This is a genomic window from Singulisphaera acidiphila DSM 18658 (assembly GCF_000242455.2).
Taxonomy (GTDB): domain Bacteria; phylum Planctomycetota; class Planctomycetia; order Isosphaerales; family Isosphaeraceae; genus Singulisphaera; species Singulisphaera acidiphila.
Genome location: NC_019892.1, coordinates 8,199,055 through 8,214,497, shown reverse-complemented (window position 1 = coordinate 8,214,497; position 15,443 = coordinate 8,199,055). Strand labels below are relative to the sequence as shown.

Below are 15,443 nucleotides of genomic sequence, written 5' to 3'. Positions count from 1 at the left end.
AATCGTATAATAGCGGGAGCCAACGCGCCCCCTCACGTCTACCCCAAGGGAGTCCGCATCCATGGCCTCGAGCACGCAGCCATACGGCAAGATGCTGGACTACGAGCAATACATTGACCATCAGCTCAGCCGGACGCGGTCGCGGATCAAGATGACCGACCTGCTGACCGCGTGTCTGATGCTGGTGGCAGCAGCGATTGCGCTCTTGTTCGTGGAGGTCGTGCTCGACCACGCCTTTGGCCTGCCCATCTGGCTGCGGCGGATCGTCTTGTTCGTGGGGATAACGGCAGGGCTTGTGTTTGCGGGCTTGCGGATTGTGCTTCCGCTGATCGGGCGGGTCAATGGGCTCTATGCGGCGAAGACGATCGAGGAGTCGGACCCGTCGTTCAAAAATAGCCTGATTAGCTATCTCGACTTGAAACGGCATCGGGGCGAAATCTCGAAAGCGGCCATGACGGCGATCGAGGCCAAGGCGGTTAACGACCTGACCGGCATCGAGATCGACTCCGTCGTCAATCAGCGCAGGCTGATCCAGGTCGCCTACACGCTCTCGGCGGTCCTCGTCTTGTTCTGCCTCTATGCGTTCGTGACGCCCAAGAGCATTTTCGACTCGACCAAGCGGGCGCTCCTGGCGGATGTGGTCCGACCGACCAATACCCGGCTCATGAACATCAAGCCGGGCGACGATCCCGAACTCTCCAAGGTCGTGGCAGGGAGCCATGTCTCCTTCTTTGTGGACGTCTCCCAGGGACTCCGGCCCGACCGCGTCCTGCTCCACTATAGCGTCGACGGTGGGAAGTTCTATACCGTCAAGGAGTTTACGCCGGGCGCGAACCGCTACGACCCTTGGCAGACGGCGCTTCATAACGCGCAGCAGAGCCTCGACTACTACCTGACGGGGGGGGATGCCGAGTCGCTGAAGTATCACGTCGAAGTGACCCCCGCGCCGATGGTGACGTCGGTCTCGGTCGACTACGACTTTCCCCGCTACCTCAAGCTGGACCGTCGCCCTGGGATCGAGGGGGGGAACGTCGAGGCGATCGAGGGGACGATCGTGACCGTTCACGCGCGGACGAATGAGCCCGCGCGCTCGGCCGCTCTCGCGTTCACCAAGGCCGACGCGGTTGCGATGGAAGTCTCCTCGTCTGACCCGAAGGAGCTGGTCGGTAAGTTCAAGGTCGAGAAGTCGGGCAGTTACACGATCAAGTTCCGGACGACCGGTGGTCAGATGAACCCCGACCCGGTTGTCCATGACATCATCGCGTTGCCCGACAACGCTCCGACGGCTTCGTTCGAGAAGCCCGAGTCGCCGGAGATCGAGGTTCCGAGCAATGTTCAGGTCCCGTTGCTGATGAAGGCCAGCGACGACCACGGGGTCAAGGACGTCACGCTCCACGTCCACCAGAAGGGGGAGACGCTGCTCTCGAAAAACCTGCTCGAGCAGCAGCCTCCGACCACCAGCTTCCGAGGCACCGAACTGCTCGACCTGGCTTCGTGGAAGGTGGAACCGGGTTCGGAAGTGGAATACTGGCTGACGGTCCGCGATACCAAGGAACCGCAGTCGAACCGCTTCGAAACTCAGCGGCAGAAGATCAAGATCACTGCGCCGCTTCCTGAGAAGGAGAAGAAACAGGCCGATCAGAAGGTCCAGGAAGAGAAACGGCAAGACGAGGAGCAGCAAAAGGCCGCCGCCGAGAGTTCCGAACCGGAGCCGTCGGAGACCGCCCCTCAACCCAAGCCAGGCCAGGAGCCTCGCGACCGGGGTGAAGGGGCGGATTCCCAGGATTCGCGTGCGGACAACCAGCCTGGTGCGCAGAAAGAAGATCGGGGGAGTGTCGACTCGCCCGAGGCCCAGGAACAGAAAGCCGACCCGCGCGAATCGCGTCCCATGTCTCCCGAGGACGTCAAAAAGCTTCGTGACCTGCAAAAGTCGCTCGGAGTGGACCGGCCGAAGTCGACCAACGGGTCGGGCAGCGGCACCGAGAACGCGAATCCCTCGTCGACGAACCCACCACAGAGTGGTCCGTCGCAGACCCAACCGCAGACCGGTTCGAACGGGTCCCAAGAGCCTGTCTCTCAAGCGAAACCACCGCAGGCGGGATCGCCGAATTCTTCCCCACCGAATTCGCAGTCGGGCGACTCTCAGCAACCGCGTGGCGATGCTTCCGATGTCGCGCGTGGCGGGGTTCCCAATCCGGCTCCATCCGATCCGAAATCCAACCAGAACAATCAGGCTGACACGCAAAACAAGGGTCGTAGCGGATCGAATCAGAACAACACCACGCAGCAGCGCCCCGGTGCTCCGAACCAAGCTGGCGATGCACAGCAGAAGCCTGGTGCTCCGAGCCAAGCTGGCGATGCACAGCAGAAGCCTGGTTCACCGAATCAAGCCGGTGACGCACGGCAGAAGCCTGGTGCTCCGAACCAAGCTGGCGATGCACAGCAGAAGCCTGGTTCACCGAATCAAGCCGGTGACGCGCAGCAGAAGCCTGGTGCACCGAATCAAGCTGGCGATGCACAGCAGAAGCCTGGTGCTCCGAGCCAAGCCGGTGACGCACAGCAGAAGCCTGGTTCACCGAATCAAGCCGGTGACGCACGGCAGAAGCCTGGTGCTCCGAGCCAAGCTGGCGATGCACAGCAGAAGCCTGGTTCACCGAATCAAGCCGGTGACGCACGGCAGAAGCCTGGTGCTCCGAGCCAAGCTGGCGATGCACAGCAGAAGCCTGGTGCTCCGAACCAAGCCGGTGACGCGCAGCAGAAGCCTGGTTCACCGAATCAAGCCGGTGACGCGCAGCAGAAGCCTGGTGCTCCGAACCCAGCTGGTGACGCACAGCAGAAGCCTGGTGCTCCGAACCCAGCTGGTGACGCACAGCAGAAGCCTGGTGCTCCGAACCAAGCTGGTGACGCACAGCAGAAGCCTGGTTCACCGAATCAAGCCGGTGACGCACAGCAGAAGCCTGGTGCTCCGAGCCAAGCTGGCGATGCACAGCAGAAGCCTGGTTCACCGAATCAAGCCGGTGACGCACGGCAGAAGCCTGGTGCTCCGAGCCAAGCTGGCGATGCACAGCAGAAGCCTGGTGCTCCGAACCAAGCCGGTGACGCGCAGCAGAAGCCTGGTGCTCCGAACCAAACTGGTGATATGCAGCAGAAGCCTGGTGCACCGAACCAAACCGGTGATGCACAGCAGAAGCCTGGTGCTCCGAACCAAGCCGGTGACGCGCAGCAGAAGCCTGGTGCACCGAACCAAGCTGGTGACGCGCAGCAGAAGCCTGGTGCTCCGAACCAAACCGGTGATGCACAGCAGAAGCCTGGTGCTCCGAACCAAGCCGGTGACGCGCAGCAGAAGCCTGGTGCACCGAACCAAGCTGGTGACGCGCAGCAGAAGCCTGGTGCGCCCAACCAAGCTGGTGACGCGCAGCAGAAGCCCGGTGCACCGAACCAAACCGGTGATATGCAGCAGAAGCCTGGTGCGCCCAACCAAGCCGGTGACGCGCAGCAGAAGCCTGGTGCTCCGAACCCAGCTGGTGACGCACAGCAGAAGCCTGGTGCTCCGAACCCAGCTGGTGACGTGCAGCAGAAGCCTGGTGCTCCGAACCCAGCTGGTGACGCGCAGCAGAAGCCTGGTGCTCCGAATCAAGCTGGCGATGCACGGCAGAAGCCCGGTGCTCCGAATCAAGCTGGTGATATGCAGCAGAAGCCTGGTGCTCCGAACCAAACCGGTGATGCACAGCAGAAGCCCGGTGCACCGAACCAAACCGGTGATATGCAGCAGAAGCCTGGTGCACCGAACCAAACTGGTGATATGCAGCAGAAGCCAGAGGGCACCCAGCGTCCCGAAGACCGCAACGAAACAGGGCGACCCGACGCACGAGGGGGTGAGCCTCAGAAGAAGGGCGGATCACCTGTAGAGAAAACTCAAGCTGAGCGAGCGGTCGAAAAGGCCCACACCGATAATCGGAATGCACGTCCGCAGACCGAACCGGATGGGAAGGATCGTCCCGGCCGCCAGGCGGATCCGTTAGCTCCGCCGGACCAGCAAGAGAGCACAAGCCCATCCAACGCGATGGATCAGCAGAAGGCTGCGACCGGTCGAAACTCGGAATCGCCAACATCCAAGGACGGGCAATCCAAAACGCAGAAAAAAGATGCGGCCGAGAAGGCCACGGCAACGACCAAGAAGGCTGACCAAACCAAGAATCGTCCGCAGCCCGAATCGACGAAGAAGGCCCAAGAGAAGACTGCGACCAAGAAGGTTCAGGAGAAGGCTGCGACCAAGGACGATCAGGCCAAGAAGCCCGAGGACAAGGGGCCGAAATACGAGATTCCGAAGAAGGAGCAGGAGAAGAAGAAGGCCGAAACTAAGCCGCAGAGGCCTGAAGAGGAGCCAGCTTCTCCCCAGCAGCAGCCCGAGTCGCAAGAGCCTCCGTCGATGCCGCCTACGCCGCCTCAGACTCAGTCCTCTGCTCCGAGCTCTTCTGATGGCCAGTCCTCGCCGAGTGGTTCACAGGACAGTCAGTCGGGACCGCAACCCAAGCAGGACTCGTCATCCGGCAACGAATCCTCGTCGGGCGGTCAGCAAGGATCGAAGCCGGGATCCGGCTCCTCGCCTGGTAGCGAACCCTCGTCAGGCGGTCAGAAAGGATCGAAGCCGGGATCCGGCTCCTCGCCTGGTAACGAACCCTCGTCGGGCGGTCAGCAAGGATCGAAGCCGGGAACCGGCTCCTCGCCTGGTAACGAACCCTCGTCGGGCGGTCAGCAAGGATCGAAGCCGGGTTCCGGCTCCACACCGACGGGAGGCCAGCCAGGCTCACAGCCGAATTCGAGTTCATCGCCTGGGCAGCCCTCGTCGAGCGGTAAGCCTGGGACTCAGCCGGGATCGGGTTCCTCCCCTGGCAACCCGCCGCCGTCGGGCGGCCAGCCACGGCCCGGTGATTCACAGAGTCAGAATGGTCCCCAGTCGAACCCTCAAGGGAAGGCAGGGCAGAACGCTGATCAGCGGGGTTCGATGAGTTCTGGAACTCAAAAAACCGAGACGAATTCAAATTCAAACGCCGTCCAACGTCCGGGGGATGGGAAATCATCAGGCGATCCGGCACATCCTGACGCCGCTTCATCGCAGCCACCGGAACGCAGCGGCGAAAAGGCTGGGAACTCGCCGGCTCAGGGAACATCGGGGCAGGGCCAGAAGAGGGGATCTGCAGGGCAGCCTTCCGGGGAGCCGAGCCAGGAAGGTGGCGAAGGGGATTCTCAGGATCAACTGAAAGGGCAGAGGGGCGGCACGGGGAGCGGAAACAACCCGTCAGGGGGGGGACGAGCGGCACCCGGTGAAGCTGGTGCGCCAATGCCTCCCTCGACCGAGGATAAGGGCGAACTTCCTCCTCGGTCGGAAACGCCCCCCGCAAACGCGGCCGAGACGGTCGCGCCTGACGTGCCGCAAACCGATCTTGTGCTCAACAAGCTCGAGGATCTCCTCAAGCGAAATCAGGTCACGCCCGAACTTGAGCAAGCGACCGGGATGTCCCGCGACGAGATGGAACAGTTCGTGAAGAAGTTCAAGAAGCCGGATAAGGCTGCTCCCGCCGGACCTGGCCGTGAGATCCAGGTCAAGCCGGGTGTCGACCGGACGCTCGACCCGAACCGGACGCTCTCCGACCTGAACCCGAACGCACGCCTTGGCAACAGGACGGAGCGCGCTCGCGGGAGCGTGGCCCAGGACGACATTCGCGACAACATTCAAGGGGCCCGCTTCGAGGTTCCCCGCGAGCTGCGACCTGGCTTCGAAGCGTTTAAGAGCAGTCTCTCGCGATCGAAGACGCACCGGCCTACGGCTTCGGGCCCCGGCACCGACTAACGCCTCATCGGGCCGAAATATCATGGTTCGATGGGCAGGGGGGGGCTCAACTTCTCCTGCCCATCGGTCCAATGGCAACGACACTTACGCGTGAGACGCCAATGTCCGCCCCGCTCGATCTGCCCCGTCGCTACCTCGTCGGTTTCGACCCGAGGGAGCTGCCTCACCACTTTGCGGATGTCCTGATCATCGGCGGAGGCGTTGCCGGGATGCGCACCGCGCTCGGTATCGACGAGCCTCACCGGGTCCTCGTCGTCACCAAGGATGAGGTGCGTGAGAGCAATAGTACCTACGCCCAAGGCGGCATCGCGGGGGTGCTCGACCCTGAAGACCACTTCGAGGACCACATCGCCGACACGCTTGCCGCCGGCAAGGGCCTTTGCGATCCCGAGGTTGTCGCGATGGTCGTCCGCGAAGCGCCACGGCGAATCGCGGAGCTGATCGAGTGGGGAACCCACTTCGATGAGGTCGACGGCCAGGTGGCGCTCACCCGCGAAGGGGGGCACTCGCACCCTCGAATTGTTCATGCGCTGGGGGACGCGACCGGCATGGAGGTGATGCGGGCCGTCATCCTCAAGGCGAGCGCCCGGCCCAACACACGGATCTGGCAGAACAGCTTCACGATCGACCTGCTCACGCACGAGGGGCGGTGCCGAGGGGCCCTGGTCTGGGATCGCAGGCGCGGTCCCGCCTTGGTCTGGGCCCGGGCGGTGATGCTCGCGACGGGGGGAGCCGGCCAACTCTATCGCGAGACGACCAACCCCGCGATTGCGACGGCCGACGGCCATGCGCTGGCCTACCGCGCGGGGGCCGAGCTTCGCGACATGGAATTCATGCAGTTCCACCCGACCGTGCTCTACATCGCCGGATCGGCGCGCCACCTTCTGACCGAGGCGCTCCGAGGGGAGGGGGCCTACCTCCGCGATCGAAACGGCTATCGGTTCATGCCCGAGTATCACCCGCTCGCCGAACTCGCCCCGCGCGACGATGTCTCTCGAGCGATCACCGAACAGATGGCGAAGACCCGCCACCCGAGCGTCTATCTCGACCTGTCGCACCTTGATGCCGTATACATCCGCCGCCGGTTCCCAGGGATCGACCGGCTCTGTCGCGGCTTCGACCTGGACATGACCCGCGATCCGATCCCCGTTCGTCCCGGCGCCCACTACATGATCGGTGGCGTGACGATCGACGACGACGGCCGGACCACACTCCCCGGCCTTTGGGCTGCCGGAGAAGTCACGAGCTCCGGCCTTCACGGGGCCAACCGCCTGGCCTCCAACAGCCTGCTCGAGGGACTCGTCCACGGCGCACGCGCTGCCGAGGATATCGTGCGGATGCTCGAGGACGAAGGCCCGGCCCGCCTCGAAGTCCCCCCCATCGCCGGCGCTCCGGTTGAGGGGGGCCACGAAACCCTCGATCTCGCCGACATCCGCGACTCGTTGCGCTCACTGATGTGGCGGGCCGTCGGCATCACACGCGACGGTCCCGGTCTGGCCGAAGCCGCCGAACAGGTCGAGTTCTGGCGGAGGTACGTCCTCGGTCACGCTTTCACCGACCCCGCCGGCTGGACCATGCAGAATATGCTGATGGTGGCGCGTTTGATGATTGCTGCCGCGAGCATGCGTGAAGAGTCACGCGGTGTCCACACCCGGCGCGATTTTCCCAACCCCGACCCGGCGTGGGTCCGGCATATCGCCTTGCGCGTCCCTTCCCTCGAGATCGAAGGGTTCAACCACGCGATCTCGACGGAAGCGCACGAAGTTTGACCTGGCGGTCGCACGACTCCTCCACTCCGGCTCCGGCGAGATGTCGGAGTCGGCCTGTCGAGGTTGGGAAAAGTCCCTTGCCCCAAGACGAATTTTCCTGGGAGCGGGATTTCTCGGTCGATTCTCCGAGTTGAATTATTTTTACATGTCGAGTTTCATTCTGAAGTGCGTCCTCATCAACTGATCGGATGGACTGATGGAGAATCCGACGAAGTGAACGCCCGGCCTGTGGAGGGTTCCCGATGAATTTGCTCAACATGCCGGGGCCCCAATTCCTCCTCCTGTATCTTTTCCTGCTGGCCGGGGCCGTCGCCATGACGATGACGCTTCGGTGGTTGTCTCGTTCTCCTTCTGAGGGGCAGGACCTCGAAAATTTGAACCTCGATCCGTACGAGGTCGCCTATCTGACGGGAGGCGAAGAGTCGGCCGCTGATGCTGCACTCGCGAGCCTGGTCCAGCGTGGGGCGGTCACGGTCAACCCCGCCGGGAGGACGATCCACGCGAAAAGCACCATGACCATGCCGCACGGGCTCCACCCACTTGAGCGAGCCGTCGCCCCGGATCCCGCCGCCAAGGAGTTTGGGCGGACGATCGTGACGGCCCGACAGGCTGCGAAGCCGGCGCTCGAGGCGATTCGAAATCGCCTGGACATGCTCGGCCTGCTCATGAATCACGAGCCGGTGTGGGGTGCCCCTTTGTGGCGGACCTTACCGATTCTTGCGGTGCTGCTTCTCGGTCTGGCCAAAATCAAGGTCGGCCTTTCGCGTGACAAGCCCATCACCTTCTTGCTCTTCCTTTGCCTGGTCACAATGCGGATCGAGATCGGCTTTGTATGCGGGCGGCCACACCGGTCGCGATGGGGCGACCATGTGCTGAAACACCTCCGCCGTCAGAACGGTGCGCTGCAGTTGACCGGCTCGCGGAGGGCGGCCGATCTGGTGGGCCATGACCTGGCAATGGCCGTGGCCCTGTTTGGGACGGGGGTCCTGGTGGGTGGGCCGCTGAATGACTTGCGGGCTGCCCTGGCACCCCCACCAAGCGTCGGCGGGGACAATGCCGATGGGGGCGACACGACTGGTGGAGGAGGTGGCGGGAGCGGATGTGGTGGATGCGGGGGCGGTGACTGATGGGCAACGGGATCGCACCGCTCGGTCTTGGTCTCGGCTGGCGCCCTGAACTTGCGTTGATGATCGAGCGCCATCGCGACTTGCAGTTTGTCGAGGTCCTTGCCGAAGACCTCGACGCCCAGGGCTCGCTCCCGGCTCCGATTGAGCGGCTCCGCGATCGAGACGTCATCGTCGTCCCGCATGGCGTTTCGCTTTCACTCGGTGGCGCTGAACCGCTCGACCGCACGCGGTTGGAGGCGCTCGGACGACTGGCGACGCGGCTCGGAGCCCCCCTGGTCAGCGAGCATATCGCGTTCGTTCGCGCTGGCGGGGTCGAGGCGGGGCATCTCCTCCCTCTCCCCCGCACGCGCGCAATGCTGGATCTGTTCGTCGCGAACGTGCGTGTGGCCCAGGATGCGTTGCCGGTCCCTCTCGCCCTGGAGAACGTGGCGGCATTGCTGGAGTGGCCCCACGCCGAAATGGATGAGGCAACGTTTCTCGCCGAGGTGCTGGACCGTACTGGTGCCTTGCTCCTGCTCGATGTCGCCAATGTTCACGCTAACGCGCGAAACCACGGCTGGGATCCACTTGCGTACCTGGATCGCCTCCCCCTCGATCGGGTCGCGTACGTCCACGTTGCCGGCGGCGTTGAGCACGAGGGTCTTTACCACGACACGCACGCCCACCCCATCGCTCCCCCTGTCCTCGACCTCCTCGAAGAACTGGCGTCCCGAGCGGCCCTGCCCGGCGTCCTCCTCGAGCGTGATGACCGGTTCCCGTCCGATGTGGAGGTCGCTTCGGAGCTGAACACGATCCGCTCGGCCGTCTTACGGGGGGATAACCGGAGGAAGCAAGGTGTCGCTTGACCCACGAGAGCTGCTGGCGACCCAACAGGCCGAGCTTGTTCGAGCCCTGACCGGCCTGTCCGGGCCTCCCGAGGGCTTTCTCACGGGGCATGTCCGAGCGGCGGCACTCGCACTTGCGCGGAAGCGGGCCCGGTCCGTGGCGCGGGCGTGGCCCTCCCTGGTCGAGGCCTTGGGACAAGAGTTTGAACCCTGCTTTGCGTTGTATACCGCCGAGGCACCGCTGCCCCGCCGTGGAGGACCGTTGGCAGATGGTCGCAACTTTGTTCGAGTCCTTGATCGCCAGGGCAAGCTCTCGGACCGTGCGCGGCTCGATGCCTTGGCGGTCGACCTCCGCTACGTCTCGCGCTCGGCGGGACTTGTCGTACGCCGTGGGCCTTCTCTGGCGATCGCTCTCCTCAGGCACCCTCGGCAGCTAGTCCTGGCCGTACGATGGCCGGGCCAAGGGGTTTGGCGGATTGCCATCCCCCTTGGGCGCCGGACTCCGCACCACTCGAGTTCTGCGGAGTTGTCGCAGAACTCGAGTGGGGTAGGATGGTGATCCTACTCGCTTCGCTGCCTCTGGTCCTTGCCGTTTACTCCGTTAAAAGGATGCATTGATCTGAGCGGTTATCTCTGTGGAAATCCATCACGGCGAATCGAAGACCATCTGGATTTGGGCACAGAGATTTTATTGTGATATATTTTATGTTTTAATTATTTGTTCATAAATTTTTAATAAATTTAGTTTATTTATTTATGTTGTATTGTTAATTATTTTGATTTTATTGAATATCAATTTTATTGATAATGGATGATGGCTGGAATGCTGCGGGTCGGTCCTGGTCGTTCTTGCAGGAACGCCGTTCCGTCCGCGAGCACTCCACCCGGAGGAAAGTTGTCGATGGTAGAGTGTTGATGCGTCGAGGGTCATTTCACGCCAGCGTCGAGCGTCGTGAGCCTTGGGGGGGCGTCGAACGGGGCCGCCACAGGATCCACCAGGCTATTGTCGTGGGCTAAGGTGCCCGCGGTACCCACGAAGAAACTGGCCCCCGAGGCGACTTGTAGGTTGAAGACCGGCTGGACCTGATCGCTCTCGACTGCCCGGACTTGCATCGTGCCGTCGAGGGTGCGAAGCGGGTCACCGGGTTTCAGGTCGCGGGCCATGACCCAGCCTTGTCCCGCTTTCCAGAACCGGTGGATTGTCGTGGCGACGATCGATTCGTGATCCAGTTCGATTCGTAAGGTCGCTCCCGGGCGGTTGTGGAAGACGGCCAGCACGGGTTGATAGCTCAGCGCCCCGGACTGCACGTCCTGGGTCAGGACCTGGTCGCCCACTTTGATCGTCTCGATGGCCTGAGGACCGGCCAGGGTGCGGACGGGGGTGCCCGCCTTGAAGCAGTTGTGGCTCACGCCGCCTGGTGAGAACGTGCTCGAGACCGTGGTCGTGGTATTCGACGGGCCGGCCTGTTGGTTCAGGGCGGGGGTGTTGACCCCTGGTGGGAGATAGGCCAGCGGGACATTCTCGACGAAAGTCGGCACCGGCTGCTCTTGCGGTGATTTGTAGGCATAACCGAGCTGGTCGACCCACCACCCGGTCCACGACTTGGGATCTTCGCCGCGGTCTTCCCCCGTGACTCCCCGGAGGACCTGTGTCGCCCGATCGTTCATTTGGCCGACGACGGCGTTGTAGTCTTCGACGACCTGGATGTCGTTGCGCTGTTGTTGTTGCGCGACGAGGGCCGCTGTCTGATACTGGAGCATGAGCTGGCCGATTGGGATCTGGACCGTGTGGTCGAAGGGCGTCTTCGTGGTCTGCGTGGTGATTCTCTGCGTACTCGAACCCACGGTGAAGCGTCGAGGATTCGCCCCCTGGCGTAGGACGTGCGCCACTGCGGCTTCAGGGGCGGGGCCGTACATGGTCTCGATGTGACTCACCTGTTTGGTCTCGACCGACGAGCCCAAGAAGCGTGAGATGACCGGCAAACCGGCCGGGTCGTAGGTCACCATCTCGCCCGGGAAGAGCGGGATGTTGGGCATCGGCGGCGGGGCGTAGAGCCGCTGGACGTTGAACCGCTCTCCTTCGACGAACAGGACCCCCGGCGCGCCCGGCCCGCCGACCGGACGGACCTCATACTTGACCCGCTTGCGCAGGAGGGCGATCACCGAGGCGAGGAATTCACGCGTGTCGCGGCCCTTGAGCGTCTCGGTTGCGGTCCGCCGCACCTCCGCCGAGTCGCTGAAGACGGCCAAGAACGCCAGTGCGCTCGAGGCCCGGGGGGTGTCGAGCTGGCCGAGGAGTTGCACGGCCCTGGCCTGGCCCCGTTCTCCGCCGCCTCCCTCGACGAAGACCGTCCAGATCGACGCGACGGCGTATGGGTCGGTCACCGTTGCGAGCGCCTGTTCGGCTTCATCTCGTTTGTTTTTTTGGCCCAGCCAGCCGCGCCATCGGGTCAACAGCGGCTTCCAGTGCTCGTTGGCCTTCTTCTGAGCTTCTCGCTCCGCCTTCTCGGCGGTAATCTGCGCCTCGGTCATCCATCGCCCATTGTGTTTCTTGCAGCCCAGACGTTTCCATGCGGCCTCCCGACTTGGGTCCAGCCGCACGACGGCCGCCAGGTGGGCGGACGCCTCGGCTTGCAACTCCTTCTCCTCGCACCAGAGCGCCAGCCGCCACTGGGCCTCCGCTGTGTTGGCCGCCTTCTCGCGGCGGGCGTTGTATTCCGCCAGGGCGGCGTTGAGCTTGGCATCCTCCTTGACCTTATCGCCCACTGCCTCGGGACGCTGCCACCGACCTCGGTATGTCACCAGGCCCATCAACCCCCGTGCCATCGCGTGGGACGGGTCATTCAGGACCGCCAATGCCAGGTGTCTGACCCGCTCGGCTCGGAGACCGTGAGCTTCGCACCAGAGCGCCAGCCTGACGTGAGCGTCGGGGTCGTGCCCTACGCTAGCCTTCGCGGCTTCATATTCGGCAAGGTCGGGAGGCGCAAGGCTTTCCTGGGTCGGGCCGGCCGCGAGCAGAGCGGATCCGACCAGAAGTGCGGAGATCATGGCGATGCCTCCGAGTACCGTGAGATCGAGTACAAGGAGCGCGCGCGAATCCCAAAAACGCGGACGCTCTTCTCTCCTCAATAGTCTGGGGATGGAGAGCGAACCTAACGAGGAATCGGCCGGATTCACGAGGAATTGGCCAAATTCTTCGCCGACTCTGGGGGGACGAGCGGGTCGGAGGAGGCTGGCCCACTCCGTTTTGTGCCAGCTTCAGGAGAGTTCCGAAAGCCTTCGGTAGGTGGAGTCGACCTGGACCGGAGGGTCGAGCCAGCGGTTCTTCGGAATAATCCGGGGGGTATAGCCTTCGAGTCGCTCAGGGCGGAAGCGGATGATGTGGTCGAGTTTCTCGGCAATGAGCGGGTTGTCCGAGGCCTCGAGAATCGCCATCACCGAAGCATCGTCGCGCAGCAGGTCATCCTTACGCAGCAGGCCGATCCGCAGGCTTTCGCGAAGGGCGTCGGCAAACTCGTTGTAGATATAGGCTTCGGTGGGGCTTGCCCACCAGTCGCGATTCATCAGGGCATAGGCGGCGGTGGCCTCACGGGCAACGTCCGCGCTTGTGAACGCGATGGTCTGGTCGATCACGGTGAGATGCGCAAGGTAGCGTGCCACCGCTTCGGGCGTTGCCGCGCCGCAGGCGAGTCCGTCGCGAAAGAAGTAGTCGAGTCGATCCGCGCAGAGCCAGGGGAGGGGACGTTCCAGCAGGGGATAGATCGAGTCGTCGTAGAACTGATCCGGTTTGAACCCGAGGGTTTTCAGGGCCGCCACGAGGTCGGGGCGTTCGAGGAACTCGGGCTTGAGCCCCTCGTGGTGATCCTGCTCCACCGAGGAAACGATGAAATCCACCGCATGGGAAAAGGCCGTGTGGGAGATGTCGTGAAGCAGGCCAGCCACCTGCTCGCGCCGATCGGCACCGAGGCTCCGCAAGAGGAGGTAGACGCCCAGGCTATGCTCGCAGCGGGTCACTTTCTTGAACGGGAAGGCGTACGCCGAGGGGCCCGCCTGTTTGATGCCTTTTAATCGCTGAAAGGTCGGGCATGAGATCAAGGCGACCACATCCGGGTCATCGATCGTGACTTTGCCGTAAACCCTGTCATTCAGATGCATCAAACGCCTCGTGGTCACTCTGGCGCGACGGGCCCCCGGTGCGTCGCCTCGTTCCCATTATGCGGTTCGGGCGAATCGGAAGCGAGGCCAACGAGGCTGAAGCTCCCGAGTCTCGCGCCCGATCCGGAAAGGTCGGGTCCGGGATCCCCTCGACCGACGGCTGAGTGTGAGCAAGTTGAGGACCAAGTCGATGGGACCTCCCAAAAGCGAGCCAACATCGGCGAGGAGTAGGAGTGGTCAGAAAAATGACTCACCTCCTCATTGACATGGGGAGTCGAGCCTGGCAAACTTGTTCAGATTGTGAGACTCAGTCTCAACTCGGCCCGTTCGTGAAGAACGTGCTCCCCCCTTTGAGATGAGAGTCAAGCGTTCCCTCTGCCTGGGTGAATACCCTCTCACCTCCTCCGCTCGAAGGTGATGTTGGCGGGCAGGCGTGCTTCGCTTCTTTGACGGAACCCGTGCGATTGGTCAGCTGCCGTTGGTCGTTCCCGGGAACGTTGAGAAGAGTTGCTTGAGAATTTCGCGCTAATCCGCCGTCAACCTTTGATCCGGCAAGATTTGGAGCCCCCCGTTCATGCGACGTTCCGGTTCACGAGCGTTTACTCTTATCGAGTTACTGGTGGTGATCGCCATCATCGCGGTCCTCATCGCGCTCCTCTTGCCCGCCGTGCAGGCAGCTCGTGAAGCGGCTCGCCGTATTCAATGCACGAACAATCTGAAGCAACTCGGCCTGGCGCTTGCCAATTACGAGGGGGCGCAGAACGCGCTTCCCCCTTCCGTCGTCGTGGCGAAAAACGGGGCTGGTTTCTGGTCGAACGGTTGGAGTGTCCAGGCTCGTCTGCTCCCTTACATCGAGCAGTCCTCGTCGTTCAACTCGATCAATTTTACCCTCGCCTATTCGATCGCCGACAACACCACGGTGTCCCGGCTCTCGATCGCCGGTTTCGTTTGTCCCAGCGAAGTGCGACCCGAGCCCAAGACGTCAACGACGAACACCAGCCAGTACGGCGTTGCGAACTATAACTGGAATGTCGGGGACTGGTACGTTTTCGGTGGCATCGGCAGTTCCGGAAATCGAGGGGCGTTCGGGGCCAACCGCAGCCGAAGCCTGGCCGAGTTCACCGACGGGCTCAGCAACACGGTGGTGGCCTCCGAAGTGAAGACGTATCAGGGCGTGCTTACGTCCTGCTCGATTGCTTCGGTGGTGGAGCCGAATCAGATTCCTTCTCCCAATGCCGACCCCAACTCTGCGGTGCCGGAGTATACGTCGGGTTGCACGCTCAAATTGACTGCACATGCGGAGTGGGTTGACGGCGCGGCGCTCGAGACCGGGTTCACGACCGCCTGGCCGCCGAACAAAGTCATCAAAGGGGGCTCCCCTCCGGTCGAGGTGGACCTTGTCGGCGTCGGCGAGAAGAGTGGTGGACCCACCTATGCGGCAATCATCTCTCGAAGCTACCACCCCGGGGGCGTGAATTCGCTCTTCGGCGATGGATCGGTTCGATTCATGAAGAGCACGGTGAACGGAACGACCTGGCGATCCCTCGGGTCGGTCGGGTCGGGTGAAGTCATCAGTGCCGACTCGTATTGAGACGCGGTCTTCGTCGCTGTCGATGCTGTCGAGATGAGTCAAGCTGCGTTATGGGCGAGAGCCCGGATCCGCCCCAAGGGGGATCCGGGCTCTCTGCTTTTGCAATTTTCGGGACGCTTTGGATCC

Annotated in this window: 8 protein-coding genes; 6 read left to right on the top strand and 2 right to left on the bottom strand. The window is 62.9% G+C overall.

The annotated features are described in order from the left end of the window. Positions 1-61 precede the first annotated feature (61 nt). The 5 genes from SINAC_RS31990 (at position 62) to SINAC_RS38300 (ending at position 10,130) form a co-directional block, all read left to right on the top strand. On the top strand, positions 62-5,851 hold the full coding sequence (locus SINAC_RS31990) for a hypothetical protein (protein ID WP_015249688.1): 5,790 nt from the start codon (positions 62-64) through the stop codon (positions 5,849-5,851). Between the two features lie 101 nt (positions 5,852-5,952). Further along, on the top strand, positions 5,953-7,620 hold the full coding sequence (gene nadB / locus SINAC_RS31985; RefSeq protein ID WP_015249687.1) for an L-aspartate oxidase: 1,668 nt from the start codon (positions 5,953-5,955) through the stop codon (positions 7,618-7,620). Positions 7,621-7,862: 242 nt separating this feature from the next. Next, on the top strand, positions 7,863-8,747 hold the full coding sequence (locus SINAC_RS31980; RefSeq protein WP_015249686.1) for a TIGR04222 domain-containing membrane protein: 885 nt from the start codon (positions 7,863-7,865) through the stop codon (positions 8,745-8,747). Beyond that, complete coding sequence (locus SINAC_RS31975; RefSeq protein ID WP_020466404.1) at positions 8,747-9,592, top strand: DUF692 domain-containing protein; 846 nt, start codon at positions 8,747-8,749, stop codon at positions 9,590-9,592. The genes SINAC_RS31980 and SINAC_RS31975 overlap by 1 nt, the downstream gene beginning before the upstream one ends. Further along, on the top strand, positions 9,582-10,130 hold the full coding sequence (locus SINAC_RS38300; RefSeq protein WP_020466403.1) for a hypothetical protein: 549 nt from the start codon (positions 9,582-9,584) through the stop codon (positions 10,128-10,130). Before SINAC_RS31975 ends, SINAC_RS38300 begins: the two co-directional genes overlap by 11 nt. 368 nt (positions 10,131-10,498) lie before the next feature. Here SINAC_RS38300 and SINAC_RS31965 read toward each other — a convergent pair whose 3' ends face one another. Together SINAC_RS31965 and SINAC_RS31960 are read right to left on the bottom strand one after the other, a co-directional pair. Then, positions 10,499-12,619, bottom strand: coding sequence for a polymorphic toxin-type HINT domain-containing protein (locus tag SINAC_RS31965; RefSeq protein ID WP_015249685.1), 2,121 nt, complete (start codon positions 12,617-12,619; stop codon positions 10,499-10,501). 210 nt (positions 12,620-12,829) lie between these two features. Beyond that, positions 12,830-13,726 carry an HD domain-containing protein gene (locus tag SINAC_RS31960; protein WP_015249684.1) on the bottom strand — a complete coding sequence of 299 codons (897 nt, stop codon included), beginning with the start codon at positions 13,724-13,726 and terminating at the stop codon, positions 12,830-12,832. Between the two features lie 574 nt (positions 13,727-14,300). Here SINAC_RS31960 and SINAC_RS31955 point away from each other — a divergent pair. Continuing rightward, positions 14,301-15,317, top strand: a complete 1,017-nt coding sequence (locus SINAC_RS31955; protein WP_015249683.1) for a DUF1559 domain-containing protein — start codon at positions 14,301-14,303, stop codon at positions 15,315-15,317. The last annotated feature ends 126 nt before the right edge of the window (positions 15,318-15,443 follow it).

Excerpts from the sequence above, each read along its gene's own strand:
- SINAC_RS31960 (WP_015249684.1), bottom strand. The coding sequence starts at position 13,726 with ATGCATCTGAATGACAGGGTTTACGGCAAAGTCACGATCGATGACCCG.
- SINAC_RS31955 (WP_015249683.1), top strand. The coding sequence starts at position 14,301 with ATGCGACGTTCCGGTTCACGAGCGTTTACTCTTATCGAGTTACTGGTG.
- SINAC_RS31965 (WP_015249685.1), bottom strand. The coding sequence starts at position 12,619 with ATGATCTCCGCACTTCTGGTCGGATCCGCTCTGCTCGCGGCCGGCCCG.
- SINAC_RS31980 (WP_015249686.1), top strand. The coding sequence starts at position 7,863 with ATGAATTTGCTCAACATGCCGGGGCCCCAATTCCTCCTCCTGTATCTT.
- SINAC_RS31975 (WP_020466404.1), top strand. The coding sequence starts at position 8,747 with ATGGGCAACGGGATCGCACCGCTCGGTCTTGGTCTCGGCTGGCGCCCT.
- nadB (WP_015249687.1), top strand. The coding sequence starts at position 5,953 with ATGTCCGCCCCGCTCGATCTGCCCCGTCGCTACCTCGTCGGTTTCGAC.
- SINAC_RS31990 (WP_015249688.1), top strand. The coding sequence starts at position 62 with ATGGCCTCGAGCACGCAGCCATACGGCAAGATGCTGGACTACGAGCAA.